Annotated in this window: 31 protein-coding genes; 9 read left to right on the top strand and 22 right to left on the bottom strand. The window is 72.6% G+C overall.

Features of this window, described 5'->3' with window-relative positions:
* The first annotated feature begins 221 nt into the window (after positions 1-221).
* The 6 genes from CCO04_RS29130 to CCO04_RS06905 all read left to right on the top strand — a co-directional run bounded on the left by CCO04_RS29130 (position 222) and on the right by CCO04_RS06905 (position 5,662).
* A complete protein-coding gene (locus CCO04_RS29130) occupies positions 222-356 on the top strand; it encodes a hypothetical protein (RefSeq protein WP_256448421.1) in 135 nt (44 codons plus the stop codon).
* Positions 356-1,186: an AraC family transcriptional regulator gene (locus tag CCO04_RS06925; protein WP_215813383.1), complete on the top strand. Its 831-nt coding sequence runs from the start codon at positions 356-358 to the stop codon at positions 1,184-1,186. The genes CCO04_RS29130 and CCO04_RS06925 overlap by 1 nt, the downstream gene beginning before the upstream one ends.
* Before the next feature lie 32 nt (positions 1,187-1,218).
* Positions 1,219-2,214, top strand: a complete 996-nt coding sequence (locus CCO04_RS06920) for an ABC transporter substrate-binding protein (protein WP_215813382.1) — start codon at positions 1,219-1,221, stop codon at positions 2,212-2,214.
* A gap of 96 nt (positions 2,215-2,310) precedes the next feature.
* Positions 2,311-3,777: an iron ABC transporter permease gene (locus tag CCO04_RS06915; RefSeq protein ID WP_215813381.1), complete on the top strand. Its 1,467-nt coding sequence runs from the start codon at positions 2,311-2,313 to the stop codon at positions 3,775-3,777.
* Positions 3,778-3,824: 47 nt separating this feature from the next.
* Positions 3,825-4,829 (top strand): iron chelate uptake ABC transporter family permease subunit, encoded by a 1,005-nt coding sequence (locus tag CCO04_RS06910; RefSeq protein ID WP_215813380.1) that lies wholly within the window; start codon positions 3,825-3,827, stop codon positions 4,827-4,829.
* On the top strand, positions 4,826-5,662 hold the full coding sequence (locus CCO04_RS06905; RefSeq protein WP_215813379.1) for an ABC transporter ATP-binding protein: 837 nt from the start codon (positions 4,826-4,828) through the stop codon (positions 5,660-5,662). The genes CCO04_RS06910 and CCO04_RS06905 overlap by 4 nt, the downstream gene beginning before the upstream one ends.
* A 25-nt stretch (positions 5,663-5,687) precedes the next feature.
* Here the strand turns inward: CCO04_RS06905 and CCO04_RS06900 are convergent, their stop codons facing one another.
* From CCO04_RS06900 to CCO04_RS06870, 7 genes are all read right to left on the bottom strand, one after another.
* Positions 5,688-6,026, bottom strand: a complete 339-nt coding sequence (locus CCO04_RS06900; protein WP_215813378.1) for a hypothetical protein — start codon at positions 6,024-6,026, stop codon at positions 5,688-5,690.
* 122 nt (positions 6,027-6,148) lie between these two features.
* The gene (locus tag CCO04_RS06895) at positions 6,149-6,514 is read right to left on the bottom strand and encodes a hypothetical protein (protein WP_215813377.1); all 366 of its coding nucleotides are present in this window, start codon (positions 6,512-6,514) and stop codon (positions 6,149-6,151) included.
* A gap of 55 nt (positions 6,515-6,569) precedes the next feature.
* Entirely contained in the window at positions 6,570-8,180 is a 1,611-nt protein-coding gene (locus tag CCO04_RS06890) for an ABC-F family ATP-binding cassette domain-containing protein (protein ID WP_215813376.1), read from the bottom strand.
* A gap of 597 nt (positions 8,181-8,777) precedes the next feature.
* Positions 8,778-9,815: a phosphatase PAP2 family protein gene (locus CCO04_RS06885; RefSeq protein ID WP_215813375.1), complete on the bottom strand. Its 1,038-nt coding sequence runs from the start codon at positions 9,813-9,815 to the stop codon at positions 8,778-8,780.
* On the bottom strand, positions 9,812-10,408 hold the full coding sequence (locus CCO04_RS06880; protein WP_215813374.1) for a phosphatase PAP2 family protein: 597 nt from the start codon (positions 10,406-10,408) through the stop codon (positions 9,812-9,814). Before CCO04_RS06880 ends, CCO04_RS06885 begins: the two co-directional genes overlap by 4 nt.
* 50 nt (positions 10,409-10,458) lie before the next feature.
* Complete coding sequence (locus CCO04_RS06875) at positions 10,459-10,965, bottom strand: nuclear transport factor 2 family protein (RefSeq protein WP_215813373.1); 507 nt, start codon at positions 10,963-10,965, stop codon at positions 10,459-10,461.
* Positions 10,962-11,531: an HdeD family acid-resistance protein gene (locus CCO04_RS06870; protein ID WP_215813372.1), complete on the bottom strand. Its 570-nt coding sequence runs from the start codon at positions 11,529-11,531 to the stop codon at positions 10,962-10,964. Before CCO04_RS06870 ends, CCO04_RS06875 begins: the two co-directional genes overlap by 4 nt.
* Positions 11,532-11,686: 155 nt before the next feature.
* On the opposite strand from CCO04_RS06870, the gene CCO04_RS06865 reads away from it, so the two are divergent.
* The 3 genes from CCO04_RS06865 (at position 11,687) to CCO04_RS06855 (ending at position 14,675) form a co-directional block, all read left to right on the top strand.
* Positions 11,687-12,499 carry an alpha/beta fold hydrolase gene (locus CCO04_RS06865; protein ID WP_215813371.1) on the top strand — a complete coding sequence of 271 codons (813 nt, stop codon included), beginning with the start codon at positions 11,687-11,689 and terminating at the stop codon, positions 12,497-12,499.
* Positions 12,500-12,534: 35 nt separating this feature from the next.
* Positions 12,535-12,975 (top strand): YiiD C-terminal domain-containing protein, encoded by a 441-nt coding sequence (locus CCO04_RS06860; protein ID WP_215813370.1) that lies wholly within the window; start codon positions 12,535-12,537, stop codon positions 12,973-12,975.
* Positions 12,976-13,142: 167 nt separating this feature from the next.
* On the top strand, positions 13,143-14,675 hold the full coding sequence (locus tag CCO04_RS06855) for a GAF domain-containing sensor histidine kinase (protein WP_215813369.1): 1,533 nt from the start codon (positions 13,143-13,145) through the stop codon (positions 14,673-14,675).
* Here the strand turns inward: CCO04_RS06855 and CCO04_RS06850 are convergent.
* The 15 genes from CCO04_RS06850 to CCO04_RS06780 form a co-directional block, all read right to left on the bottom strand.
* Positions 14,656-14,958, bottom strand: a complete 303-nt coding sequence (locus CCO04_RS06850) for a hypothetical protein (protein WP_215813368.1) — start codon at positions 14,956-14,958, stop codon at positions 14,656-14,658. The genes CCO04_RS06855 and CCO04_RS06850 overlap by 20 nt on opposite strands.
* Positions 14,958-17,039, bottom strand: coding sequence for a flagellar biosynthesis protein FlhA (flhA, locus tag CCO04_RS06845; protein WP_215813367.1), 2,082 nt, complete (start codon positions 17,037-17,039; stop codon positions 14,958-14,960). Before flhA ends, CCO04_RS06850 begins: the two co-directional genes overlap by 1 nt.
* A gap of 104 nt (positions 17,040-17,143) precedes the next feature.
* Positions 17,144-18,280, bottom strand: coding sequence for a flagellar biosynthesis protein FlhB (locus CCO04_RS06840; RefSeq protein ID WP_215813366.1), 1,137 nt, complete (start codon positions 18,278-18,280; stop codon positions 17,144-17,146).
* 4 nt (positions 18,281-18,284) lie between these two features.
* Positions 18,285-19,052: a flagellar biosynthetic protein FliR gene (locus tag CCO04_RS06835; protein WP_215813365.1), complete on the bottom strand. Its 768-nt coding sequence runs from the start codon at positions 19,050-19,052 to the stop codon at positions 18,285-18,287.
* A gap of 18 nt (positions 19,053-19,070) precedes the next feature.
* Positions 19,071-19,340, bottom strand: coding sequence for a flagellar biosynthesis protein FliQ (gene fliQ / locus CCO04_RS06830; RefSeq protein ID WP_215813364.1), 270 nt, complete (start codon positions 19,338-19,340; stop codon positions 19,071-19,073).
* A 15-nt stretch (positions 19,341-19,355) separates the two neighbouring features.
* The gene (gene fliP, locus CCO04_RS06825) at positions 19,356-20,102 is read right to left on the bottom strand and encodes a flagellar type III secretion system pore protein FliP (RefSeq protein ID WP_257753828.1); all 747 of its coding nucleotides are present in this window, start codon (positions 20,100-20,102) and stop codon (positions 19,356-19,358) included.
* On the bottom strand, positions 20,099-20,548 hold the full coding sequence (locus CCO04_RS06820) for a flagellar biosynthetic protein FliO (protein WP_215813363.1): 450 nt from the start codon (positions 20,546-20,548) through the stop codon (positions 20,099-20,101). Before CCO04_RS06820 ends, fliP begins: the two co-directional genes overlap by 4 nt.
* A gap of 5 nt (positions 20,549-20,553) precedes the next feature.
* Entirely contained in the window at positions 20,554-21,369 is an 816-nt protein-coding gene (gene fliN / locus CCO04_RS06815) for a flagellar motor switch protein FliN (protein WP_215813362.1), read from the bottom strand.
* Positions 21,369-22,286 (bottom strand): flagellar motor switch protein FliM, encoded by a 918-nt coding sequence (locus tag CCO04_RS29675; RefSeq protein ID WP_215813361.1) that lies wholly within the window; start codon positions 22,284-22,286, stop codon positions 21,369-21,371. The genes fliN and CCO04_RS29675 overlap by 1 nt, the downstream gene beginning before the upstream one ends.
* A 129-nt stretch (positions 22,287-22,415) precedes the next feature.
* Positions 22,416-22,850 (bottom strand): flagellar basal body-associated protein FliL, encoded by a 435-nt coding sequence (fliL, locus tag CCO04_RS29670; RefSeq protein WP_215813360.1) that lies wholly within the window; start codon positions 22,848-22,850, stop codon positions 22,416-22,418.
* Positions 22,847-23,857, bottom strand: a complete 1,011-nt coding sequence (locus CCO04_RS06800; RefSeq protein WP_215813359.1) for a flagellar motor protein MotB — start codon at positions 23,855-23,857, stop codon at positions 22,847-22,849. The genes fliL and CCO04_RS06800 overlap by 4 nt, the downstream gene beginning before the upstream one ends.
* Positions 23,857-24,627, bottom strand: coding sequence for a motility protein A (locus CCO04_RS06795; protein WP_215813358.1), 771 nt, complete (start codon positions 24,625-24,627; stop codon positions 23,857-23,859). The genes CCO04_RS06800 and CCO04_RS06795 overlap by 1 nt, the downstream gene beginning before the upstream one ends.
* Positions 24,624-24,899 (bottom strand): flagellar FlbD family protein, encoded by a 276-nt coding sequence (locus CCO04_RS06790; protein WP_215813357.1) that lies wholly within the window; start codon positions 24,897-24,899, stop codon positions 24,624-24,626. Before CCO04_RS06790 ends, CCO04_RS06795 begins: the two co-directional genes overlap by 4 nt.
* An 82-nt stretch (positions 24,900-24,981) precedes the next feature.
* The gene (locus tag CCO04_RS06785) at positions 24,982-25,824 is read right to left on the bottom strand and encodes a flagellar hook-basal body complex protein (RefSeq protein ID WP_215813356.1); all 843 of its coding nucleotides are present in this window, start codon (positions 25,822-25,824) and stop codon (positions 24,982-24,984) included.
* A gap of 43 nt (positions 25,825-25,867) precedes the next feature.
* The gene (locus CCO04_RS06780; RefSeq protein WP_215813355.1) at positions 25,868-26,383 is read right to left on the bottom strand and encodes a flagellar hook assembly protein FlgD; all 516 of its coding nucleotides are present in this window, start codon (positions 26,381-26,383) and stop codon (positions 25,868-25,870) included.
* Between the last annotated feature and the right edge of the window lie 9 nt (positions 26,384-26,392).

Here is a 26,392-nt window from a genome sequence, read left to right as displayed (position 1 = left end):
CCTGCCGGTTCTCGCGTTTTCGGAGGTGCTGACCGCCGGCTTCCGCGGGCGGCTCATCGAGCCGGGCCGGGCTGAGGTGAACGGATCGGCGGACCGTCGCTGACCTGGCGCGTTCGACCTGTCCCGTCCCGGCTGTACCTGGCCCGCAGGCCCGGCCGCCGATGGGATAAGTTAGGCTTGCCTAAGTACCCGAAGTCCGGCGAAGGTGCGAGGAGAGTTCTGTGTACGGAGAGGTCGCCACGGCCCGGACCCTGCCGCGCCGGCTGGTCCGCGCCTTCCTGCTGGGGGACGCACCTCGGGAAGTCCCGTTCGAGGACGAGGCGGTGCGCGAGGTGGCCGCAGAGACGCTCCGCTGATGGGGACGATGCCCGCGAGCAGGCAGCTGATCGAGGCCTGTCACGACGGCCTCGCGGCCGGGCCCACCGGTATGGCGGTGTGGGCCGACTTCGTGGCCGAGCCCACCACGTGGCCCGAGCACGACCACGTCGAGCACGAGCTGCTCATCGTCACCTCCGGCACCTTCAGCCTGGAGATCGCCGGCTCGCTCTGGCTGGTGCCACCGACGCTCGGGGTCTGGATCCCGCCGTTCGTGCGGCACCGGGCGGACGCGGAGCCGGGCACGACCTACGCCTGCGTCTACGTGCGTGCCGACCGGTGCCCGATCGCCTGGACCGAGCCCACCGTCGTCGCGACCGGGCCGATGCTGCTGGCGACGGTCGGCCACCTTGCTCGCCAGGACCTCGCCCTCGCGGCGCGGCGCCGGGCCGAGTCGGTCCTCTACGACCTCGTGCACCCGGTGTCGTCGGCCGGCACGGAGCTCCCGATGCCGACCGACGACCGTGCCGAACGCGTCGCCCGGGCGCTGCTCCGCGACCCGGCCGACGACCGCTGCCTGGAGGACTGGGGCCTGATCGTCGGCGCCAGTCCACGCACCCTGCAGCGCCTGTTCTCGGCGCAGACCGGCATGAGCTTCGAGCACTGGCGGCTGCAGGCTCGGGTCCGTGGAGCCCTGGTCCGCCTCGCGCAGGGCGCCAGCGTCGCCGAGGTGTCGCGGCGGACGGGCTATGCGTCGACCAGTGCCTTCGTCGCCCGGTTCCGCCGGGTCACGGGGATGACCCCCGGCCAGTACGCCGCCCAGTGCGCCACCCAGTCCTCTGGCGGGTTCGCGACATCGATTGTCGGGTGAGCCCCGCCGTGGTTGGCCTAGATTCACGATCCGTGCTGGCTCTGCCTCGCGCGCTCTGCGCTGCCGTCGTCCTGCTCCTGCTCGCTGTGCTCTCGGGCTGCGGCGAGTCGTCCACGCCGTCGTCCCCGGTCGCAAAGGGCGCCGCGGTGGGCGATGCCGACGCGTTCCCGCGCGACGTCGAGCACGCCGCCGGAACGACGAAGATCGACGAGCTCCCCGAGCGGGTCGTGGTGCTCGACGACTACACCGACCTCGACCACCTCGTCGCGCTGGGTGTCACGCCCGTCGCGTTCGGGTTCACGAACGCCTGGGAGACCGGCCTGACGCCCTGGCAGGAGGCGGCGGGCATCGGCGACATCGAGCAGCTCGACGCCACGTCCGACGTGAGCATGGAGCTGGTCGCCGCCCAGCGGCCCGACCTCATCATCGGCATGCAGAATCCCGTGGTCGACGAGTTCGACGGGCTCTCCGCGATGGCGCCCACCGTCGGGCTGAGCTGGAACGGCGAGTGGCGCAGCGACCTCCGGACGATCGCCGCCGCGGTCGGTCGCGACGACCGTGCCGAGGAGCTGGTCGCCGAGGTGGAGGACGCCATCGCCGCCCTGGCGAAGGAGCTCGCCCCGCTGGCCGACCGGACGATCATGATCGGCTCAAAGTTCGGGGACGTGCTGTACCTGCAGGGTGACGGCAGCCCCCTGGTCAAGCTGCTGCGCGAGCTCGGCCTGACGGTCAAGACCACCACCGCCGAGGCGCTGGCCGAGCTGTCCCTCGAGGAGATCGGGAAGCTCGAGGACGCCGACATCCTGCTGTCCCTCGCGACGGACCCCGCCGCGACCCGCTCGCTCGAGGGCGAGTCGCTGTTCCAGCGACTGCCCGCCGTCGAGGGTGGCCGCTACACCGCCATCGACAACATCGACACGCGGTCCCTCGCCGACGGCTTCGGTCCGTTGAGCTACGAGCACGCGCTCGGGGTCCTGCGCGACGTGCTGCCGTCGACGGCCGCCGGCAAGGGTGCACCGCTGTCCTGACGCACCGGATCCTCGTCATGTCACCTCGGTCGCACCCGCACCACCGGTGCGCCCGCGCCGTCGCGGCGCGGGGCACCGTCGGGAGGAGGGGACGTCGTGGCTGCCCGGCTGAGTGAGCTCGCCGCGGACGCAGCGGTGGTGGAGCGGCCGGACCACACGCGGCTGGACGTGCCCCGGGGCCGTGCGCCGTTCCGCCTGCGTGCGGCCGCTGCGGTCATCGACCTCGTCGTGGTGAGCCTGCCGCTGGTCGTCGGCGGGTTGATCGTGCAGTCGCTGCGCGACGCCAACGGTGGCGGCCAGACGGATCGCGTGGTCTTCGGTGCGTTCGCCGTCGTGGCCGCCGTGGTCGTGCAGGTGTGGAACATCGGGTATGCGCAGGGACGCCGCGGCGAGTCGATCGGCAAGGCGTGGACCGGCCTGGTCGCTCGCGGTGCCGACGGACGACCGCAGGGCGTGCGGGTCAGTCTCTCGCCGTTCCCGCGCCCCGACGTCGTACGACGAGCAACGGCGCTCGACGAGGGTTTCGCCGAGCTCGAGGTCGTCGCGACACCGGCCTCCCTGCGGGCCCGCCGGGTCGCCGGACTGGTGGCGCTGGTCCTGCTCCTGGGCGCCGTGCTGCTCGCCAGCATCGCCGTGGGTGCCCGTCCATTGACCTTCGCCGAGATCGCCGGTGCCCTGGTGCCTCCCTACGGCGGCAGCCCGTCCGAGGCAGACCTCATCGTCCGCGACCTTCGGCTGCCCCGCACCCTGCTCGCCGTCGTCGTGGGCATGGCGCTCGGACTCGCCGGCGCGCTGATCCAGGGCCACACCCGCAACCCCCTGGCCGACCCCGGGATCCTCGGTGTCAGCGCCGGAGCGTCGTGCGCCGTCGTCCTCGCCATCGCGTTCCTCGGCGTCGCCTCGGTCGGGGGCTACGTGTGGTTCGCGCTCGCCGGCGCGCTGGTCACCAGCGTGGCCGTGTTCGGGCTCTCCGCCATGGGCAGCCGGACCAGCTCGCCCGTGTCGCTGGTCCTCGGCGGTGCCGCGGTCGCTGCCTTCCTCTCCTCGATCACCTCCGCCGTCGTCCTGCTCGACCAGCAGGCCCTGGACGCGTTCCGGTTCTGGGTCGTCGGCTCGGTCGCCGGGCGTGGGCTGGAGATCCTGACCCCGCTGCTGCCGTTCTTCGTCGTGGGCTTCGTGCTGGCGCTCGGCAGCGCTCCGGGGCTGAACCTCCTGAGCCTCGGCGAGGACGTCGCGCGGTCCCTGGGAACCGACCTCGTGCGCAACCGGATCGCCGGCGTCCTGGCGATCACGCTGCTCGCCGGTGCGGCCACCGCGGCCTGCGGTCCGATCGGGTTCGTGGGGCTCGTCGTGCCGCACGTCGCGCGATCCTTCACCGGCCCGGACTACCGGTGGCTGCTGCCGTGCTCCGCGCTGGTCGGCGCGATCCTCCTGACGATCTGCGACGTCATCGGCCGCGTGGTCGCTCGACCGGGCGAGCTCCAGGCCGGGATCGTCCTGGCCCTCGTGGGCGGCCCGTTCTTCATCGCGCTCGTCCGGCGCCGCAGGCTGGCCACGCTGTGAGCGGGCTGGTGACGGGTCGGCCGCGCTTCGGATGGGGGCCGGTGAGCATGGTGTGGCGACCGCGGCTGGTGCTCGCGAACGTCGTCCTCGCCGTCGCGGTGTTCCTCCTCTTCTGCCTCGACGTCGGCCAGGGCGACTACCCGATCAGCATCGGCGGCGTGGTCCAGGTGCTGCTCGGCGGCGGCAGCGACGTCGAGCACTTCATCGTCTGGGACCTGCGGATGCCCCGGTCGCTGGTGGGGGTGCTCGTAGGTGTCGGGCTCGGCATCTCCGGTGCCGTCACGCAGTCGATCACGCGCAACCCCTTGGCGAGCCCGGACATCCTCGGCATCACGGCCGGGGCGAGCGCGGGCGCCGTCGCGGTGATCATCTTCGGTGGCTCGACGATGGCCGGGGTGGGCCTGGGCGTCTCGGCGGCCGCCCTGCTCGGCGGACTGCTCACCGCCGGCCTGATCTACGTGCTGGCCTGGCGTCGAGGGATCGAGGGCTTCCGGCTGGTCCTCATCGGCATCGCCGTCAACGCCGTCCTCGCCGCGCTGACGTCCTGGATGCTGGTGCACGGTGAGATCTGGGACGTGCAGCGCGCCACGGTGTGGCTCAACGGCTCGCTGGCCGGCCGCGGCTGGCGCCATGTCTGGCCGGCTGCGCTCGCCGTCGGGGTCGTCGGTGCCGTCGCCCTGGCGTCGACCTTCGCGCTGTCGGCGCTGCGGCTCGGTGAGGACACGGCCCGTGCCCTCGGGGTCCGCGTCCAGCTGAGCCAGGCCGTGCTCCTCGTCGCCTCGGTGGTGCTGGCGGCGATGTGCGTGACGGCAGCGGGGCCCATCGGGTTCGTCGCCTTCGTCGCTCCCCAGCTGACCGTGCGCCTCGTCGGCACCGCGGGACCACCGCTGCTGGCGTCGGGGCTGATGGGAGCGGCCCTCGTCGTCGGGAGCGACTACGTCGCGCGCGTCGTGCTGCCGATCGACCTGCCTGTCGGCATCGTCACCACGGCGATCGGCGGGCCCTTCCTGATGTACCTGATCATCCGCACGAACCGGAGGACGGCTCGATGACTGTTCGCCAGATCTCCGCCGAGGACCTGCGCCTCGCCTACGGCGACCGTGTGGTGGTCGAGGGGCTCACGACGCAGATCCCGGTCGGCACGGTGACGACGATCATCGGCCCCAACGGCTGCGGCAAGTCGACCCTCCTCCGCGCGATCGCGCGGCTGCTCAAGCCGAAGGCCGGCGAGGTCCTCCTCGACGGCAAGGCGATCACCTCGATGCGCACCCGCGACGTCGCCAAGGTCCTCGGCATGCTTCCCCAGTCGCCGACCGCGCCGGAGGGTCTGACCGTCGCGGACCTGGTCGCCAAGGGGCGGCACCCGCACCAGTCCTGGCTGCGGCAGTGGTCGCGCGACGACGTGGCCGAGGTCGACGCGGCTCTGCAGCTGACCGGCATGCAGGCTCTCGCGGGCCGACCGGTCGACGAGCTGTCGGGAGGACAGCGGCAGCGTGCCTGGATCTCGATGGCGCTCGCCCAGGAGACCGACGTGCTCCTGCTCGACGAGCCCACGACGTACCTGGACCTCGCCCACCAGGTCGAGGTGCTGGACCTCGTCGACAAGCTGCACGCGGACCTGAGGCGGACGGTCGTCATGGTCCTGCACGACCTCAACCTCGCTGCCCGGTACAGCGATCACCTGATCGTGATGCGCGACGGCGCGATCGTGACCAGCGGTCCGCCCGAGGAGGTCATCGACGCCGAGATGCTCCGGGAGGTCTTCGGCCTCGAGAGCCAGGTGCTGGTCGATCCGGTGTCCCTGCGGCCCCTGATCGTCCCCGTCGGCGCGCGGCGCGCGGCTGCCGTCTCGGACCGGAGATCGGTGGACCCCGGACTGAGGTGACGCTCGTGCCGACGAGCGGGCGCCCTCAGCGGCGAACCGAGCTCGCCACCTTCCTCAGGGCGCTCACGCCCGCGCCGGCCCCGCGTGCGGCCACGCGGTGCGGCTTGCGGTTCGCCAGGTCGAGGACGGAGTCGGCGATGCCCCAGGTGAGCTTGCCCTCGGACAGCTCGACGAGGGTCTCCAGGGGGAGGCCGACGGTCATGTCCTCCAGCTCCTGGCGCTCCTTCTCGGTGGCCACCGGCGGAAGCTGGCGCACGATCAGCGCCTTGAACGCGCGTCCGGGCAGTGTCGAGGCCAGCTCGAGCACGGTGGACTGCCGGGTGAAGGGCCGGACGATCTGCGGCTGGCTCGGGTCGGGGGGCATGGCGTCTCCTGTCGGGGCGGTGGGCCGCGGAGCGGCCCGCACAACGTAGTGCGCATCCTGCCGGACGCGGGGGCGTCGCTGTGCCCGTTTCATGGGTCCGGCTGGCCCCCCGACGGCTCCGGCTAGGGAGCCGGCTGCACCTGGAGCACCAGCTCGCCCGGCCCGGCCGGGTCGTCGCCCCAGGCGGTCACCGCGACGTGGCCGGGCTCGACTCCGATGTTGGCGTACTCGCGGCTGTAGACGTCGCGCAGCGAGAGCATGCCCTCGGTCTCGATCACGTGGCTGCCGAGCTCGACCAGGCCCCGCGCCGGGCGGTCCGCGACCAGGGTGACGGTGGTCGGGCCGGCGGCGCGGGGACGGATGCCGGTGGCGACGCAGTCGGCGGTGGCCACGCAGGTGGCGTCGCCGAACGAGCGCGGCGGATCGAAGTCCTCGCGGCCCACCAGGAGCAGGACGGGGCTGGGCAGCTCGACGACGATCGGGGTCACGGACTCATCGTGCCGGACTCGTCCGACACAACCTCGGCCGCGACCCCGGTGCCGCTCAGGTGGGCAGCGCCGACTCGCGGCTGAGCCGGCCGTGGGCGTCGATCGCGACGACGAGGTCGAGTCCGAGCCGGTCCAGGAAGGCGTGGTCGTGGCTGACCACGAGGAGCGCGCCGCGATAGCCCGACAGCGCCTCGACGAGCTGGTCGACGCTGGTGACGTCGAGGTTGTTGGTCGGCTCGTCGAGCACGAGCAGGTCGGCCGGCGGGTCGGCGAGGAGCAGGGTGGCCAGCGAGACCCGGAAGCGCTCGCCGCCCGACAGCGAGCGGACCGGGCGGTCGACGCTCGAGCCGCGCAGCAGCAGGCGGGCGAGCTGGTTGCGGATCGTCCCGTCCGGTACGCCGGGCGCCACCGCGCGCACGTTCGCCATCGCGTCGGCGTCCTCGTCGAGGCCGTCGAGGCGCTGGGGCAGGTAGCCGAAGCGGTCCGTCAGCAGCCGCCCGTACGGCGCCCCGGCCCGCGGCGCCGGACCACGCCCGACGAGCTGCTGGAGGAGCGTCGACTTGCCGGCGCCGTTGGGCCCGACGAGCGCGACCCGCTCCGGTCCCTGGACGACGATCGTGCGGTCGTCCTGGACCAGCTCGACGAGCTGCCGGCCACGGGGCACGGCGGGATCGGGGAGCGTCAGGTGGATGTGCTCCTCGCGGCGGACCCGGGCGTCGGCCGAGTCGACCGCGGCCTGGGCGGCCTGCACCTTGTCGTCCAGCGTCGAGCGCAGCGAGCCGGCGGCGTTCTGGGCCTTGCTGGCCCGGTTGCCCGCGAGGATCTTGGGGATCCCGCCGTCCTTCTGGGTCTTGCGTGCGGTCCGCTCCCGCCGGGCCAGCTTGGTCTCGGCCTCGACGCGCTGGCGCTTCTCGACCTTGAGTGCCTGCTGGGCGGAGCGCGCGGCCTGCGTGGCGGCCGCCTGCTCCTGCTGCTGGTGCTCGCGCCAGGCGCTGTAGGGGCCGCCGAACGTGGTGAGCCGGCCGTCGTACAGCTCGGCGGTCTGGTCGACGTGCTCCAGCAGCTCGAGGTCGTGGCTGACCACGACCAGCGCGCCGGGCCACTGGTCGACGATCTCCGCGAGCCGGGCGCGGGTGGGCCGGTCGAGGTTGTTGGTGGGCTCGTCGAGCAGCGTGATCGGCGTACGCCGGATCCGCAGGCCGGTGAGGGCGATGAGCATCGCCTCCCCGCCCGAGACCTCCGCGACCCGGCGGTGCAGGTCGCCGGCGCCGAAGCCGATCTGGTCGAGCAGCTCGTCGGCGCGCGCCTCGACGTCCCAGTCGTCGCCGATGGTGTCGAAGTGGCGCTGGTCGACGTCCCCGCGCTCGACATGGTCGATGGCGTCGATGATCGCCTGGATGCCGAGCAGCCCGGCGATGGTGGTGCCGGCCTGGAGCGTCAGGGTCTGCGGCAGGTAGCCCACCGCGCCGACCGTGTCGACGCGGCCGCTCGTCGGTGTGAGCAGGCCGGCGACCAGGCGCAGCAGGGTGGACTTCCCGGCGCCGTTGCGGCCGACCAGGCCGGTCCGGCCGGAGCTGAACGCGCCGTTGAGGCGGTCGAGGGCGACGGTGCCGTCGGGCCACTCGAGGGTGAGGTCGTGCAGGGTGATGACAGGGTTCGTGGACATCGTGAGGTCTCTCGTGCGTCGTGCGAGGGAGGGGACGGTCGTCTCGAACCGTCGGGCACACGCCCGCGCGCACGACCCGCCGCGCGCCGAGCGCGCGGGCGAGGAAGTCGTCGCGAAGGCGGCCGCCGGTCCGGCGGCTAGCCTCTGTCGACCTCGATGAGCACGGGTCGAGCCTATGTCATGCTCGCGGCGTGACGGAGCCGGACCTCGCGGCGCACCTGGCGCGCGTGCGCCTGCCCTGGACGGCGGCCACGGCGACGATCGCGCTGCGCACCCTCCACCCCCAGGCGTACGACGACCGCCGGGTCGCGCTGGCGACCACCATCGCCCGCCTCGACGCGCTGGGCGACGAGGCGGACCGCATCGGCGACCTGCGCCGGACCGCACGGCGAGCGCTCGCCTCGCGCGAGGACGTCGTACCGGAGACGCCGGACTCGAGGGTGGGGTGGTGCCGGGGCATCCTGTTCGCGGGGACCAACGTCGACGTGGTCCGGGCGGCGGCGCTCGGTGTGGTCGCGCGCCGCGGCGCCGAGCACAACGGGATGGCGGGCATGACCGAGGCGCCGTCGCTCAAGACCGCCTCGGCGGCGACCTGCGTCAGGTGCTGCGCCGCAAGGACCTGCTCAAGCGGGTCGATGCCGCGTCGGGGGAGTGAGCGGTGGCCGCCGCCGGGCGGCGTACGCCGACGGTGCGCGGCCCGAGCCACCACGCGGCGGCCGCGATGGCCAGGCCGGCGGGGACGTCGACGGCGAAGTGCCAGCCGAGGTAGACCGTCGCGACCATGGTGCCGGCGAGGAAGACCGTGAGGGCGATGGTCGTGCGGCGCATCCGGTGCCACCAGGCCAGGCCGAGGATGGTCGCGGTGACGCCCACGTGGAGGCTGGCGAAGGCGGAGATCTGGGCGAAGACGTCCGGGCCGTGCGGGTGCGCGAGAAGGGCGTCGCGCTGGGCCAGGTAGTGGGCCTGGGTGTCCTGGATCATCGTGTGCGGCAGCCCGGCGAACTCCTCGGGTGCGGCGTGGAAGGGGCCCAGCGACGGGATGGCGTAGTAGGTCGCGGTGCCCAGGATCCACACCCAGACGAGGGCGGCGATGCCCGCATAGGCGTCCCGGGTACGACGGGCCAGGGCCACCGCGGCGGGGAAGGCGACCACGACGAGCGCGGGGAACGCCTCGTACCAGATCATGAGCACCCACGCGGCGACGTGCGTGCCGAGCAGGTCGTGCAGGAGCACGGCGGGGCTGTGGCCGGCGAACAGGGCGCGGTCCCAGCGCAGCAGCATCGCGTCGCGCGGGGCGTTGAGGACGTCCCAGCTCTTGAGGTTGTGGTAGACGAAGTAGGTCACCAGGTAGGCCAGCAGGGCGCTCGCCGCGAGCGCGAGGCGGCGCGGGGGCCAGCGGTCCCGGACGGTCGCGGTGAGGGCCGCACGGGTCCAGGGGCGCGGGGTGCGGAGCAGGCCGTCGAGCAGCACCAGGGCGGCGAACACCCCGGTGGTGATGACGATCCGGCGGGCGAGGAAGTCGCCGCCGGGGTCGCGGAAGGGGATGCCGACCTGGACCGAGCGCGCGACGCCGACACCGGCGAACACCAGCACGACCGCCCACAGCCGGGCGGCACGCCTCCCGTCCGGGCTCACCCGCGCACCAGTACGCGCACGGGTGTGCGGGCCACCGCCTCGACCAGGCGGACCGCGACCGGCCGCACCAGCCGGTACGACGCCAGGGCGATCGCCGCGCCGACCAGGAGGCCGGCGACCACGTCGAGCGGGAAGTGCGCGCCGACGTACACCCGGGTGGCGGCCATGAGCACGGCCAGCCCGGCGCCGGTCCAGGTGAGGGCGTGCCGTCCGTGCGCGAGGGCCAGACCCATCGCGACCGCGCCGGCCATCACCGCGTGGTCGCTGGGGAAGGAGGCGTCGGTGCTGCGGCTGACGAGGACGAGGGCGTCGGGCACCACGGTGAAGGGGCGGGGCTCGGCGAAGGCGGCGACGAGGAGCTGGTTGGCCCCGAGGGCCACGAGTGCTCCGGCCGGTGCCCACAGCGCGGCGGCGACCCGGCGGGGGTCACCCGAGCGCCGCGCCCACCACCACGACAGGAGGAGCAGCGCGGCGAAGAGGACGATCCCGTCCTGGGCGAACAGCCGGGCCGGCGTGTGCAGCCACGGTGTCGCGCGGGCGAGGTGGTTGACGGCGCGGAACCACGCTTCCTGGGACGCTCCTCCGATCGGCACGGCGCGAACCTAGGGCGGCGCGCATGAAGCGCCGATGAAGGAGAGCGGTCCTAGCCGCCGAGCACGCTGCGCCGCAGCACGGCGAGCGGGTCGTGCTCGTCGCGGGTGCCGCGCGGTCCGTCGCCCTCGGGGGCGAGGAGGCGGCCGGCGTCGCTGCGGGTCCACTCGCGCACGGCCCAGCGCTCGCGGATGCGCCAGCCGGACGGCGTACGGACGAAGTGGTCGACGTAGCGGAAGCCGGAGGTGAAGTTGCGGCGGGCGTCGTCGCGCGGGGTGCCCCAGTGGACGGCGGTGCCGTAGGTCTCGGCGACGGCCTGGTCGCCCTGGACCTCGGCGAGGTGGTTGCCGAGGAGGTGCATGGTGCCGTCGAGGTGGGGGAGCAGTCCGCGCAGCCAGGCGACGTAGTCGTCGGCGGGGCCGCTGAAGCCGGTGTGGTGGTCGACGCCGTCGTCGGCGTAGACCGCACGGATGCCGTCGAAGTCGAGGCGGTCGACCGCGCGGCAGTAGCGCAGGACGGCGTCGTGGATCTCGCGGCGGTCGGCGGCGGTGTCGGTCACGCTCCGAGCGTAGGGGCGGGCTGGTCCAAGCCGGCCACGCGGCGGCGCATCGCGAAGCCCATCACCAGGAAGATGACGCCCCAGACGAACGCCACGAGGCCCAGCACGAACGCGATGCCGAGCGCGCCGCGTCCGGGGTTGGCGACGAACAGGATGCCGAGCAGGACGTCGACCGCGGCGCTGGCGAGCAGGAGGCCGCGGGGTGCGGCACCGGAGGCGACGAGGGCGCCGACGCCCTCGAAGACGCCGCGCACGATGAGCCAGATCCCGAGGATCCAGGTCAGGGTCACCGCGGTCATCGCCGGGCTGAAGATGGCGAGGAAGGCGGCGACGAGGGCGACCAGTCCCATCACCACGAGGAGCAGGCGGGCCGCGCCCGGCGTACCGCGCTCGAAGGCCTGGACGAACGACCCGGCACTGTCGAAGAGCGCCCAGAAGCCCCAGAGCAGGACGAGCGCGAGCGCGGTGTCGAGGGGCCAGACCATGGCGGCGATGCCGAACAGGACGGCGATCACGCCGCGGGCGAGCAGGAGCTTCCAGGACAGGTTCAGCCAGTCGCGGGGCATGGGGCGAGGCTACCGCGCCTTCGTGTGACGTGGGCCACACGAATCGGCTGCTGCCAAGTGCTTGCGGGCAGCTAGCACCTTTCGTACTCTCGGTATCTGCAACTCACCGTTGCACCTAGATCGCACCAACGTCGGTGCGGGGAATCGAGGTCCTCATGCTCGCCTACGAACGCATCGGCTCGGGAGAGCCGCTGGTCCTGGTCCACGGGATCGGGCACCGCAGGCAGGCGTGGTACCCGGTGGTCGACCGGTTGGCCGAGAAGCGCGAGGTCGTGCTGGTGGACCTGCCGGGGCACGGTGAGTCGCCGGCGCTGGTGCCGGACGGCCGGCCCGTGCGCGACATCCTGCGCGACATCCTCGAGGACTGCTTCGTCGAGCTCGGCCTGGAGCGCCCGCACATCGCCGGCAACTCGCTCGGCGGGCGGATCGCCCTGGAGGCGGCGGCCGACGACCTGGTGAGCAGTGCGACGACGCTGGCCCCGGCGGGCTTCTGGCGCAACAAGGTCGACTTCGCCTACATCCGCGCGGTGTTCACGCTGCTGACGGGTGCGGCGACGATCGCGCAGCCGGTCGCGCCGGCCATCCTCAAGACCGGCCCGGGGCGCGCGGCGGCGTTCGGGCTGCTGATGACCAAGGGCAACCGGCTCTCGCCCGAGGCGGCGCTGGGCGACCTGCGCGGCCTGGTCCACGCGCGCCCGGCGCTCGAGACGATCATCGACGGCGGCTTCCCGTTCGACCGCCCGATCGACCCGTCGATCCCGATCACCGTCGCGTGGGGCACCCGCGACCTCGTCCTGCTGCCCTACCAGGCCACGCGCGCCCAGCAGGCGCTGCCCGACGCCGACCACATCTCGCTGCCTGGCTGCGGGCACGTGCCGATGATCGACGACGTCGAGCGCGTGGTCGACGTGCTGCTGACCGGCTCGGACCACCCGCGCCTCGGCCAGCGCCGCTACGACGTGGCCTGAGCCGCCGCAGGGTCCGGCTTCAGTAGGTTGAGGCCGTGACCGAACTCCAGGAGACCACCGCCGACATCCGCCGGATCATCCCCGTCCTCGACGCCATGCAGGTCGAGGTCGTCGAGCTGGAGCGGACGTCGGTGGCCGCGCGCATCCCGTCCGACCCGAACGTCAACCACTTCGGCACGGCGTACGCCGGCTCGCTCTTCACCGTGGCCGAGGTCCTGGGTGGCCTGCTGCCGCGCACCTCGCTCGCGGTCGAGGGCGGCGTCCCGCTCGTCAAGAGCGTGACCATCGACTTCCTGCGCCCGGCGACGACCGCGGTCGTGGCCCGCGCGTCGATCACCGAGGACGAGATCGCCCGCGTGCTCGCCGAGTACGACGAGCGCGGCAAGTCCGACTTCGAGCTCGTCGCCGAGCTCACCGACGAGGCCGGGACGGTCGTCGGGCGCACCCGCGGCCTCTACCAGCTGCGGCGGTTCTGAGACGTTCGTCCCGGGACCGCTCAGGCCCAAGGTCCCGGTGCCGATGGTTGGCACGTGCGCGTGGAGCGAGCCGGCGCGAAGGCGATAGCCTGAGCTCTGTCAGCGATCTTGAGGGAGGGATCGAGTAGCTGATGGACATGGAGCTGCCCCCAGAGGCTCGGGCCCTGTTGGACGCGGTCGTTGCGATCGGGTCCGACCTGGACCTGCGCGGCGTCCTGACGCGCATCGTCGAGGCGTCCTGCCAGCTCACCGACGCCGAGTACGGCGTCCTCGGGATCGTCGACGACGACGGCGCCTTCGTCGACCTCGTCCCCAACCGGGTGGTCGCCGACCGCTTCCAGGAGATCGGCCGGATGCCGCTCGGGGAGGGGCTGATCGGCCTCGTTCCCCAGCAGCGGCGCACGATCCGGGTCGGTCAGGTCGACGAGCACCCCGTCTCCACGGGCTCCTTCCCCGACGGGCACCCGGCGATCGAGAGCTTCCTCGGTGCGCCGGTGCTGGTGCGCAACCAGGCGTTCGGCCACCTCTACCTGGGCAACAAGCGCGGTGGCGCGGAGTTCACGGCGACCGACGAGGCCCTGGTCGAGGCGCTGGCCGGCGCGGCCGGCGCGATGATCGACAACGCCCGCACGTTCGAGGCCGTCGAGTGGCGCCGCCGCTGGCTGGCCGGCACCGCCGAGGTCGGCGGCGACCTGTCCGGCACCATGCGCGTGCAGGAGGCGCTCGACGAGCTGGTGGTGTCGCTGCGCGAGCTGTGCGGCGCCCGGCTGGTCGCCTACGTCCGCGTCGACGAGGACCTGCTCGAGATCCGCCAGCTCGCGGGCAAGGCCGAGGTCGCGCCGCGGGTGGTGGAGCGCCACGGCGACACCATCCGGCACGTCACCTCCTCGCGGGTGCCCGAGCGGCTTCCCGAGAAGCACGGCCGGGCGACGCTCGTCGTACCGGTGCACACGCGGCTGGCCGGCTCCGGCGTGATCGTGGTCGACCGGGCGCACGAGACGCCGTCCCTGCAGGGGGTCATGCTCGACCTGGTCACCGTGACCGCGACCCAGCTGGGCCTGATCCTCGACCGCGACCAGGCGCTGCGCGACCGGGCCCAGCTGCTCGTCGCCAAGGACCGCGACCGGATCGCGCGCGACCTGCACGACCTCGTCATCCAGCGGCTCTTCGCGACCGGCATGCAGCTCCAGGGCGCCCGCAGCCTCGACGTCGACGAGCTGCGGGCCCGCGTCGACAGCACGATCAGCGACCTGGACCTGGCGATCAAGGAGCTCCGGGCGGCGATCTTCGAGCTCGGCACCGGCACCGGCCGCCCGCTGCTCGAGGACGTCCGCTCGCTGCTGGGGGAGTACGTCGGCGTGCTCGGCTTCCAGCCCGTCCTGCGGGTCCAGGGTCCGGTCGACCGCGCGCTCGTGCCCGAGGCGGGAGCGCACGTGCTGACCACCCTGCGCGAGGCGCTGTCCAACGTCGCGCGGCACGCGGGCGCCGCGTCGGTCGTGGTCGAGCTGACCGCGTCGTCGGCGTGGTTCCGGCTGCGGGTCAGCGACGACGGGGTGGGCTTCGATCCCGCCACGGTCTGCCACGGCAACGGCACCGGCAACCTGCGCACGCGCGCCGAGGACCTGGGTGGGCACCTCGAGCTCGGCTCGGCTCCGGGTCAGGGAACCCAGCTGGAGTGGATCATTCCGGCCGTGGGCTGAACAGGCTGAGCCCGTCGTCGTCACGCTCGTCGAGCTCGCTCGTCAGCATGAAGTCGTCCTCGACGGGCGTCGGCGTCGTGTCGGGGAGGCGCTCCGGCTCGGCCGTCGGCCCGGCCAGGAGCGGCCAGAGCGTGCGCACGAGCAGGCTGACCGCCGTCGCGCCGAGCATCACGAGGAGCACGCGGGTCAGCGCGTCCTCCATGGGGAGCGTGCCGTCCGCCGCCCGGACGACGGCCGGCGAGGCGAGCACGGCGGCCACGAGGAACACACGGAGGTCGAGCATCACGCCCCCACCCCGATCGTGCCGAGCGCCGGCCGGGCGCCGTGGCCGCTGATCACGGCCACCGAGGTGACCTCACGGGCGGCGCCGAGCTCGGCGTAGGAGAACACGGGGAGCCGTTCGACCGCGGGCGCCACCAGGCGTCGTACGGCGGCGCGGAGGGCGGGTGCGCAGACCAGGACCGGCCGTACGTCGGCGTTCTCGGCCGCGTGCGCCGCCTGGGTGAGCCCGAGCAGCACCTGCTGGGCGATGTCCGGGTCGAGCACGATGACGGCGCCCTGGTCGGTGGGACGCAGGCCTTCGAGCATCTGCTGCTCCAGCAGGGGCTCGAAGCTGATCGCGTGCAGCACCCCGTCCGTGACGTACGGCGCCGCGAGCGCCGGCTCGAGCGCGGCCCGGGCCGCCTCGACCAGCGCGTCGTGCTCCTTGGACGAGGTCGCGCGGATCGACAGCGCCTCGAAGATCCGCACCAGGTCGCGGATCGGGATGCGCTCCTCCAGCAGCGAGCGCAGCACGCGCTGCACCTCGCCGAGCGGGAGGAGGGTCGGGGTGAGCTCCTCGATGACGACCGGGTGGGTGCGCTTGACGACGTCGGTGAGCAGGCGGACGTCCTCGCGGCCGAGCAGCCGGCTGGCGTGCTGGTGGACGACCTCGGCGAGGTGCGTGGTCACCACGGACGCGCGGTCGACGACGGTGGCGCCGCCGATCTCGGCCTGGTGGCGCAGCTCGGCCGGGATCCACTTGGCCTCCAGGCCGAAGACGGGCTCCTGCGTGGGGGTGCCGGGGAGCGAGCCGAGGAAGTCGCCGATGGCCAGCACCGTGCCGCGGGGGGCCTCGCCGCGGGCCACCTCCGCGCCGGACAGGGTGATGGCGTAGGTGTGCGGCGGCAGCTCGAGGTTGTCGCGCGTGCGCACCGGGGGGATGACGATGCCGAGCTCGCCGGCGACCTTGCGGCGCAGTGCCTTGACCCGGTCGAGCAGGTCGCCGCCGGAGCGGGTGTCGACGAGGTCGATGAGGTCGGCGGAGAGCTCCAGCCCGAGCGGATCGACCCGGATCTCGGTGACGAGCGCCTCGGGGGAGTCGGGGACCTGGACGAGCTCGCCGGGGCCGCCGGCACCGGCGGCGTCGGCCGCCGTACCGGTGGCGGACTTCTCGTCGATCCGGCTGGCGCCGAGCAGCATGAGCCCGCCCGCCACGAGGAACGGCAGCTTCGGCAGGCCCGGGATGACGCACAGCGCGAGCGCGCCGAACCCGGCCACCCGCAGCGGCATCTTGCGCTGGAAGATCTGGCCGACGATGTCGGAGCCCATGTCGGAGTCGGCGACTGAGCGGGTGACGATGAGGCCGGTCGCGACCGACAGCAGCAGCGCGGGGATCTGCGAGACGAGGCCGTCGCCGATCGACAGCAGCGAGTAGGTGTTGATCGCCTCGCCGAACGGCATGCCGTACTGCGCCACGCCGATCGCGAAGCCGCCGAGCAGGTTGACCAGCGTGATCACGATCGCCGCGATCGCGTCGCCCTTGACGAACTTGGAGGCACCGTCCATCGCGCCGTGGAAGTCCGCCTCGGCGTGCACCTCGGCTCGCCGTCGCCGCGCCTCCTCCTCGTCGATGAGCCCGGAGTTGAGGTCGGCGTCGATCGCCATCTGCTTGCCGGGCATGGCGTCGAGCGTGAACCGCGCACCCACCTCGGCGACGCGGCCGGCGCCGTTGGTGATGACGACGAACTGGATCACCAGCAGGATCGCGAACACGATCAGGCCGACGATCAGCGAGCCGCCGACGACGAAGTGGCCGAACGTGTCGATCACCTTGCCGGCGTACCCGTCGAGGAGGACCAGGCGGGTCGCGCTGACGTTGAGCGCGAGCCGGAACAGCGTCATCACCAGGATCACCGAGGGGAAGGCGGCGAACTCCAGCGGCTTGTGGATGAACATGGCGACCATCAGGACGAGCAGGGCACCGGTGATGTTGAGCGCGATCATCAGGTCGAGCAGCACCGCCGGCAGCGGCACCACGAGCATGACCACGATGAGCACGATGCCCAGGGGCACACCGAGCTTGGTCAGCGACTTCACGGGCATGCGGCGGTACAGCCTCTCGACGAGTGAGCGCCGTCCCTGGCCCTACGCGACGCCGTCCTGGCGTCGGGGGGCCCATCGGCACGCGCGCGGGCGGGTTGAGGGGTTCAGGTGGACTGCGCCCGGCGCCGCCGGGCCCCGGCGAGCACCTCCGGCAGCTCGTCCGTACGACGAGGGGTGCGGTGCTCGCCGCCGTGCTGCCCCGCGTGCCGCCGGCTGAGCACGAACGCGAGGACCTGAGCGACGGCGGCCCAGAGCTCGCGGGGGATCTCCTGGCCGACCTGGCAGTGGCGGTAGAGCGCGCGGGCGAGGGGGACGTCCTGGACCAGCGGGACGCGCTCCTCGGCGGCGCGCTCGCGGATCTTGGCCGCGATGGCGCCGGCACCGCGCGCGACGACACGGGGCGCGCCGCGGTCGGGGTCGTAGCGGAGCGCGACGGCGACGTGGGTGGGGTTGACCAGGAGGACGTCGGCGGTGCCGACGTCGGAGATCATCCGGTTGCGGGCGGCGGCGAGCTGGCGGCTGCGGATGGCGCTCTTGACGAGGGGATCGCCCTCGGCCTGCTTGTGCTCCTGCTTGATCTCGCTGTGGCTCATCCGGATCTGCTTGCCGATCCGGCGCCTCATCATCGCGTAGTCGGCGGCGGCCATGACGAGGCCGGCGATGGCGACGGTGAGGACGAGGCGGGAGACCTCGGCGGTGAGCTCGTGGAGGACGAGCTCGATGGGCAGCAGGCCGCCGACGAGGGGCATCATCGACTTCACCGCGCCCCAGGCGAGGAAGGCGACGACGGAGCTCTTCACGAGGACCTTCACGCCCTCCCAGGCGGCGTGCGGGCCGAGGAGGCGCTTGGCGCCCTGGAGGGGGTTGAGCTTCTTGGCGTCGGGCTTGGCGAGCTTGGGGGCGAGGTAGAAGCCGCCCTGGGCCAGGGCGGAGACCACGCCGATCACCATCACCATCGCGCCGAGCACGACGAGGCTGACCAGGATGTGCTGGCCGGCCTGGCCGAGCAGGTGCAGGGCGAGCGGGATCGAGGGACGTTCGGCGGCGCGCAGGTTGGTGGCCATCAGGGTGCGGACGGCGTTGAGCTCGTGGTCCATCAGGGGACCGAGCGCGAGGGCGACGACGAGGAGGCCGAGCCAGCCGCCGAGCTCGGGCGTGCGCGGGACCTGGCCTTCCTTGCGGGCCTCCTTCTTCTTCTTGGGAGTGGGTTTCTCGGTCTTCTCCTCGCTCGACGCGGCCATCGGTTCACCCCGCTCCGGACATCGTGGCCATGGCGTCGTTCGCGAACCCGACGAGCCGCTCGACGGCGTCGGGCAGCATCGGGAACGACAGCCCGAGCAGCAGGAGCGTGAGCCCGACCTTGGCCGGGAACATCACGTTGAGCGCGTTGAGCTGGGGCGCGACCTTGGTCAGCAGCGCGAGCGCGAGGTCGGCGACGAAGAGCACCGCGATCATCGGCAGCGCCATCTGCACGGCCACGGTGAAGAACATCGAGAACGCCGTGACGAGGACGCCGTCCCAGCTGGAGATGTCGGGCATCCCGGTCAGCGGCAGGTAGCGGAACGTGCTGAGCAGGCCGCCGATCACCAGCAGGTGCCCGCCGGTCACGACGAGCAGCGCGGTCGCGAGGATCTGGTGGAACCGGCCGAAGACGGTGTTCATGTTCATGCCCAGGGGGTCCCAGGCGGCGGCGATCGCGAAGCCGCCGAAGAGGTCGATCAGCGCGCCGGCGGCGCCGATCGCGGCGAAGAGCAGCATCGTCACGTAGCCCATGGCGACGCCGATCAGCGCCTGCGCGACGGTCGCCATGAGCAGCGCGGGCGTGGTGCTGGGCAGGTCCTGGGTGGCCAGCGTCGGCGCCATCGTCAGCGACAGGCCCAGCGCCAGCACGACCTTGGCCATCGCAGGGATGCCCCGGGTCGCGAACGGCGGTACGACGGCCAGCCACGCCACCACCCGCACGGAGGCGAGCAGCAGCGCGCTGAGCGCGGCACCGTCGACGGAGAGGACCACGGGTGTGCTTCCTGGCGGCTAGACGAGGAGGCCGGGGAGGATGGCGAACAGCTCCCGGGTGAAGGCCATGAGGGTGTGCAGCATCCAGTTGCCGCAGAAGAGCAGGGCCACCGCGACGCCGACGAGCTTGGGCACGAAGGCGAGCGTGAACTCCTGGATCTGGGTCATCGCCTGGAACAGCGAGATGGCGAAGCCGATCACCAGCGAGGTCGCGAGGATCGGCGCCGACAGCTTGAGGGCGACGAGCATGGTCTTGAGGGCGATCTCGATGATCGCGGTGTCGGTCACGTGTCGGTCATGGCGCTAACCGCCTCCGGTGTACGACGCGACGAGCGACCTGATCACGAGCGCCCAGCCGTCGACCATCACGAACAGCAGCAGCTTGAACGGCAACGACACCATCACCGGCGGCATCATCATCATGCCGAGACTCATCAACGCTCCGCTCACGACGATGTCGATGACCAGGAACGGGATGAAGATGATGAACCCGATGATGAAGGCGTCCTTGAGCTCCGAGAGCACGAACGCGGGGATCAGCGTCGCGGTCGGGACGTCCTCGCGGTTCTCGGGGAGCTTGCGGTCGGCGACGCTGGTGAGCAGGGTCAGCTCGTCGTCGCCGGTGTTGTCGAGCATGAAGGCGCGCAGCGGCTCCATGCCGTCCTGGAAGGCGGCGGAGTTGGACTTGTCGCCCTTGAGGTAGGGCTGGACGCCGGCGTCGTTCATGTCCGACAGCACCGGCGCCATGATGAACAGGCTCAGGAAGAGCGCGAGCCCCGCCAGCACCTGGTTGTTCGGGGTCTGCTGGAGGCCGAGCGCGTTGCGGGTCAGGCCCAGCACGACGAGCACCTTGGTGAAGCTGGTGCAGGTCAGCACGATCGCCGGCAGCAGGCTGAGCAGCGTCAGCGCGAGGAAGACCAGCAGGCCGTGGCTCGGCTTGTCGGTCAGTCCGGACAGGTCGATCTCGACGCTGCCGCCGTTGCCGGGGCCCTTCGGCCCGTTGGGCCCGTTGGGGTCGAGCGCGAGGACCAGGTGGCTCAGTGCGTTCACGAGGCTCGCCGTCGCGGGGGTGTGCTGTCGGAGGACTGGCCGGTGACGGCCGCGAGCGTCTGCTTCCAGGTCTGCGGCGAGAGCACCGAGCCGGCCAGCGGGCCGGTGGTCAGGGGCTGCTTGTGCCGCGGGGTCTCGGCCGGGTCGGCCTCGAGCGCGGCCGGGTCGAGGTCGAGGCCGATCTCGTCGGGCTCGACCTCGGTGAGCAGCGTGACCTGCTGCTCCGTCGTACCGAGGACGAGGACGCGGGTGCCGACCGAGACGATCGCGACGGCCTGGCCGCGGCCGAGCGCCTGGCGGTGCACGACCTGGATCGCCGCACCGGTGGGCGCCTTGAAGCGCCGGTTGACGCCCCGCGCGATGAGCAGCAGCAGCCCGACGACCACCACGAGCGAGCCGACCAGGCGGAACGCCAGCTCTCCGAGGTTCGGGTCAGCGCCGGACATCGCGATCAGACCGCGGCGTTCGCGTCGAGGATCTCGGTGACCCGCAGGCCGAAGTCCTCGTCGACCACGACGACCTCGCCGCGCGCGACGAGTCGTCCGTTGACGAGCAGGTCGGCGGGGCTGCCGGCGGCGCGGTCGAGCTCGAGGACGGCGCCCGGCGTGAGCGCGAGCAGGTCGCGCACGGTCATCCGGGTCCGGCCGAGCTCGACGGTGACCTCCATGTCGACGCCCTGGAGCAGCTCCAGGCCGCGCGGCGGGGCCACCGGCGCGCCGAAGGCGGGCACGAACGGCTCCGGGCCGTCGCCGGCCGAGAGCGCGGCGGCCGCGACCGCCTCCGCCGCGGTCGGTACGGCGTCCTCGGGGCTGATCGGCTCGCGGGCACCGGCGAGCGTCGTCTCCGGGACGAGGACCGCGGCGGCGATACCGGTGCCGATCAGGGGGACGGTGCTGAACGCACCGCCCAGCAGCGTGCTGATGTCGAAGTCCTCGGCGTCGAGGTCGAGGGTGCGCGCCCCGCGGGCGCGGGCGCCGAGGCGCAGCGCGGCGGCGTCGAGGGCCGGCTGGACGGCGGCCGCGACGTCCAGGCCGCCGAGCGGGCTGCTGGCGAGCGCCTCGACCAGCTCGGTGCCGACGAGGACGACGACCCGTCCGGGCACCCCGCCGTCCAGCTCCACGACCGCACCGCCGGCGAACGCGGCGGTGACGTGGGGGGAGCCGGGCTGGGCCGGCGCCGGGGTCAGCGGCGTGACGGCCGGAAGGGCGGCGGCGGCCGCCTCGGCGACGGCCTCGGCCAGCGCGGTGGGGTCGAGCACGTCGGACATCAGGACTCCTCGGGAGTGGTGACGATGAGCGCGGCCAGACGCTGGCCGCGGGTACCGGGGGTGGCGTGGGCGAAGGTGTTGCCGGCGACGGTGACGTCGAGGGGTGCCGACGCCGGGTGGGTCAGCCGGACGACGGAGCCCGGCTCGAGCGCCGAGAGCGTGCCGGGGTCGAGCGCGATGGGGCGGAAGCGCACGGACACCGCGACCGGCACCCGCTGGAACTGCTCCTGCAGCAGGAGCGCGGACTGCGCGCGCTGGGCGCGCTCGCGGTCGGAGACGGCGCCGCTGCCGGTGGCGTTGGTCAGGTGGGGGAGCAGGCCGGTGAACGGCAGGCAGATCGACACCCGGTGCGCGCGCTCGCCGATGCGCAGCTCGAGCTCGACGACGACCATCACGTCGGCGGCGCTCGCGACCTGCGCGAACTGGGGGCTGTACTCGATGCCGGTGACGGTCGGCTCCAGCGCGACGATCCCGTCGAGGGAGTAGCGCATCTCGCCGAGCAGCCGCTCGACCAGCCCGCGGATGACGCCGTCCTCGATCTCGGTGAGCGGCCGGTCCGGCTGCTCGTCGGAGCCCGGCCCGCCGAGCATGTGGTCCAGGCAGGACATCGTGGCGAACAGCGGGATCTCCAGCACGCCGGTGCCGGGCATCGGGTCGGCCGAGAACAGCGTCATGTACGTCGACGGGCCGAGGCTGTCGACGTACTCGGCGTAGGTGCGCTGCTCGATCCCGACCAGCGTCACCGTGCACACCGTGCGCAGCGAGCTCGTGAACACCGTCGTGGCCTGGCGGGCGAAGCCGTCGAAGCCGAGCTGGAGGGTGCGCTGGTGCTCGCGCGAGAGCTGGATCGGACGCCGGAAGTCGTACGGCGTGGGTTCGGCCGTGCGGGGTCGGCGGCGCGGCCGCTGGAGGGTCACGAGGGGTCCATCGTCGCGGCGGGGGCGGACCTGAGGGGTCGCCCGGTCGCCGGGCGGTCACGGCTGGGTGGCCCGATCGGACTACGCAGGGTCCCGGGTGGGGTCCCGGGTCGGCGGCTCGGCTGGGGCCTACTGCGTGACGAACTCGGTGAAGTACACCTCCATCACCTCACCGTGGTAGCGCTCCTCGAGTCGCTTCTCCAGCTGCTTGCGCAGGGTCTCGCGCACGGCCGGCTTGTTCACCTCGCCGACCGGCAGGCCGCTGAAGACGGCGATCGCGGCGTCGAGCGCCTTGCTGCCGTCCGCCTCCTTGGTGCTCGCGGTCAGCTGCAGGGCCATGCCCAGGCGCAGGTAGTGGCCGCCGGCCAGGTTGACCTGGATCGAGTCCAGCGCGACGACCTCGCCGGGCTTCGGCGCACTGTCGGTCGGCTTGAGGACGAAGAACCAGCCGGCGCCGGCGAGCACGGCGACCAGCAGCACCACGATCCCGATCGTCCGGGTCCGCCCGCCCTTGGCGGGTTCCTGCTCGGTGGCGGCCGCGGGGGCGGCGAGGGTGGTGCTCACGGTCGTTCCTCCTGACGGGTGACGGGATAGCCCAGTGCTTCGGGACCGCCGGCCGGGCCGGCGCTGCCGACGGGGGCGCCGGGGTCGTCCAGGCCGGCCTGGCGGCGCAGCTCCTCGTACGCCTCGCCCATGAAGGCACGCGTCTCGGCGGGCGCCTGGCTCAGGACGAGGATGTCGACGCGCTTGTTGACCTTCTGCGAGCCCGAGCGGGCCGGGTCGACGAGCGGCTTGGTGTGGCCGAAGCCGGTGGCGCGCAGCCGCGCGGCGGGGACGTGGTGCACCTCCTCGAGCCGGCGCAGCACGTGGGCCGCGCGGGCGAGGGAGAGCTCCCAGTCGGTGGGGTAGTACTTCGGCTTCACCGGCTCCTGGTTGGTGTGGCCGTCGAGCTCCAGCGGCTCGGACAGGGCGACCAGGACGGGCGCGAGCGTGTCGACGACGCGCCGGCCGCGGTCGGTGAGGACCGCGATGTCCGGCTCGAAGACGACGTGCTGGGAGACCAGGCTGACCACGAGGCCGCGCTCGTCGATGGTGGCGCGGACGTCGTCGCGCAGGCCCTTGGCGCGCAGCGCCTTGTCGATCTTGCGCCAGACCTTGAGGAGGCGCTCGACCTCGACCCGCGCCTCGCCGTACGCCCGGTCGCGGCGGAGCCGGTCGGCCTCCTGCAGGAGCTTGGACACGGTGCCGCGCTGCGGCTCGGGGACCTGCGCCAGCAGCATCTGGTACGACGACTCGCCCGGGTCGTTGGCGCCCTTGCTGTTGCTGATCGGGCTCGCGCCGTTGAGGATCGACTGCTCGCGGCCGAAGCCGTCGGCGAGGCCGTCCTTGAGCTGGGCGTACTTCTTCTCGTCGACGGTCGACATCGCGAACATGACGATGAAGAGGACCATCAGCAGGGTCACCATGTCGGCGTAGGTGACGAGCCAGCGCTCCTTGCCCTCCTCCGCCTCCTCGTGCTCCTCCTCGCGGTGCCGCCGGCGGGGCGGACCGGTGCCGGGCCGGGTGGACATCAGGCGGCCTCGCGCTCGGCCATGCCGGCGGGCAGCAGGGAGCGCAGCTTCTCCGCGACCAGGCGCGGGTTGGCGCCGGCCTGGATGGCGGCGACGCCCTCGATGGCGACCTCCATCCGCGCGCACTCGAGCTCGCCGAGGCGCTTGAGCCGGCTGGAGATCGGCAGCCAGATGACGTTGGCCGACATGACGCCCCACAGGGTGGCGACGAAGGCGCCGGCGATGAGGTGGCCGAGCTCGTCGGGGGTGGCGAGGTTCTCCAGCACGTGGACCAGGCCCATCACGGTGCCGACGATGCCGATGGTCGGCGCGTAGGCGCCGGCGTCGCCGAAGAACTTCGCGGACTGCTTGTCGTCGCGGCGCTTGGCGCGCAGCTCGGCCTCGAGGATGTCGCGGACGTCCTCGGGGTCGGTGCCGTCGATCGCCATCGTCACGCCCTTGACCAGGAACGGGTCGTCGATCTCGCGCAGGCTGTCCTCCAGCGCGAGCAGGCCCTCGCGGCGGGCGCGCTCGGCGAGCGTCACGACCTGGGGGACGAGCTCGTCGGCCGGCTCGACCTTGCCGCTGAACGCGCGCTTGAGGTCCTTGACCGCGGACTTCGCGTCGCTCATCGTGCCGCCCGCGACGGTGACCATGATCGTCGTACCGAGGACGAGGAGCATGGGCGGCAGGAGCAGCAGGCTCATCGGGTTGCCGCCCTCGAGCATGTTGGCGGCGACGATGATCACCAGGCCGAGCGCGATGCCGACCGGGGTGGCGATGTCCTTCATGGGGTCACTCCTCGCGGGGGCACGGCGGTGAGCCGGGCGGTCGGGCGCGGGCTGACGGACGGCAGCGTCGCCGCGTCCGGGAGGCCGGCGCGCGCGACGATCGCCGCGCGGTAGTCCACGACGGCGGCCAGGACGTCGTCCAGGGGCTCCGAGACGAGGTACTTGGTGCCGTCGACGAGGGTCACCACCGTGTCGGGCGTGCAGTCCACGCGCTCGATCAGGTCCGCGTTCAGCAGGAACGTGGTCCCCGAGAGTCGGGTCAACGAGATCACCGCGGCACCTCCGTGTGCGTGGACTGATCGGAGAGCCGTCCGTGGCTCTCCGACGTCCTCATCGGCCCCCGGGGGAGGTCCCTTAGCGCTTGATGTTGACGAGCTCCTCGAGGACCTGGTCGCTCGTGGTGATCACGCGCGAGCTGGCCTGGAAGCCGCGCTGGGCCAGGATCAGGTTGGTGAACTCGGCCGACAGGTCGACGTTCGACATCTCCAGGGCGCCGGCCATGATCTGGCCGCGCTGGCCCTGACCGGCGACGCCGAGCTGGACCGGACCGGAGTTGGCGGAGGCGCGGTACGCCGTGTCGCCGATCTTCTCCAGGCCCATCGGGTTGTTGAAGTCGGCCACCGCGAGCTGGCAGATGTCGCGCTGCACACCGTCGGAGAACACGCCGCGGACCTTGCCGTCCGCCGCGATGGAGTACGACGTCAGCTCGACGCCGGCCGGCAGCGCGAGGCTGTTGAGGTCGACGTCCACGAGACCGCCGGTCGGCAGACCCGCGCCGTCGAGCGCGTAGCCCTGCACCCGCATGCCGTTGGGCGTGACGAGCACACCGGTCTGGTCGAACGTGAACGCGCCGGCCCGGGTGTAGACGTCCTCCGCGCCGTCGCGCAGCACGAAGAAGCCGTCGCCCTGGAGCATCACGTCGGTCGGCCGCCCGGTCAGCTGCGCCGAGCCCTGGCCGAAGTTGGTCGAGGTCGCGGCGAGCTGGACGCCGAGGCCGATCTGGATCGGGTTGGTGCCGCCGCGCTCGGCGTTGCCGCCCGAGGCCGCGGTGAGCATCTGGCTCAGGGTGTCGGAGAAGACCGTGGTGCTGGCCTTGAAGCCCGTCGTGTTGGCGTTGGCGATGTTGTTGCCGGTGACGTCGAGCATGGTCTGGTTGACGCGGAGGCCGGAGATGCCGGCGAAGAGCGAGCGAAGCATGGGTGTGTCTCCTTCTTCTTCTTCTTCTTCGGGTGGGTGCTGGTCAGGCGGTCTTGGTCGGGGGCGTGCCGCTGGGCGGGGTGTAGGTCCCGTTGCCGGTACCGCCGGTCGGCGGCTTCTCGATCGTCGGCGCCGAGCCGACGCTGATCACGTCGGTGATCGGCACGTGGTGGCCGTCGACGCTGAGCACGGGGCCCGAGGAGAGGTACGTGGTGCCCTGGACGGTGCCGCTCTGCTCGACCCCCTTGGCGTCGTACCAGCGGACGGTCTGGCCGATCATCGAGCTCGCGCCGAACGCGAGCTGGGTGCTCAGCAGCATCGCGGTCTGGTCGGCGACGTTCTGCATCTTCTCCAGCGCGGTGAACTGCGCGGTCTGCGCCATGAACTGCGAGGAGTCGGTGGGATTGAGCGGGTCCTGGTAGCGCATCTGGGCGACCATCAGCTCCAGGAAGACCTGCTGGTCGCCGAAGCCCTTGGTGCTGCTGGTGGAGCCGGCGTTGGACGTGACGCCGTAGCTGGTGGTGGCCGCGGCTGCGGCGGAGGTGGGATCGATCGGCATTGGTGGCTC

This window comes from Pimelobacter sp. 30-1 (genome assembly GCF_018831735.1).
Lineage (GTDB): Bacteria > Actinomycetota > Actinomycetes > Propionibacteriales > Nocardioidaceae > Nocardioides.
Note: the sequence above shows the minus strand (reverse complement) of the source record. Positions and strands in the feature narration are given on the sequence as shown.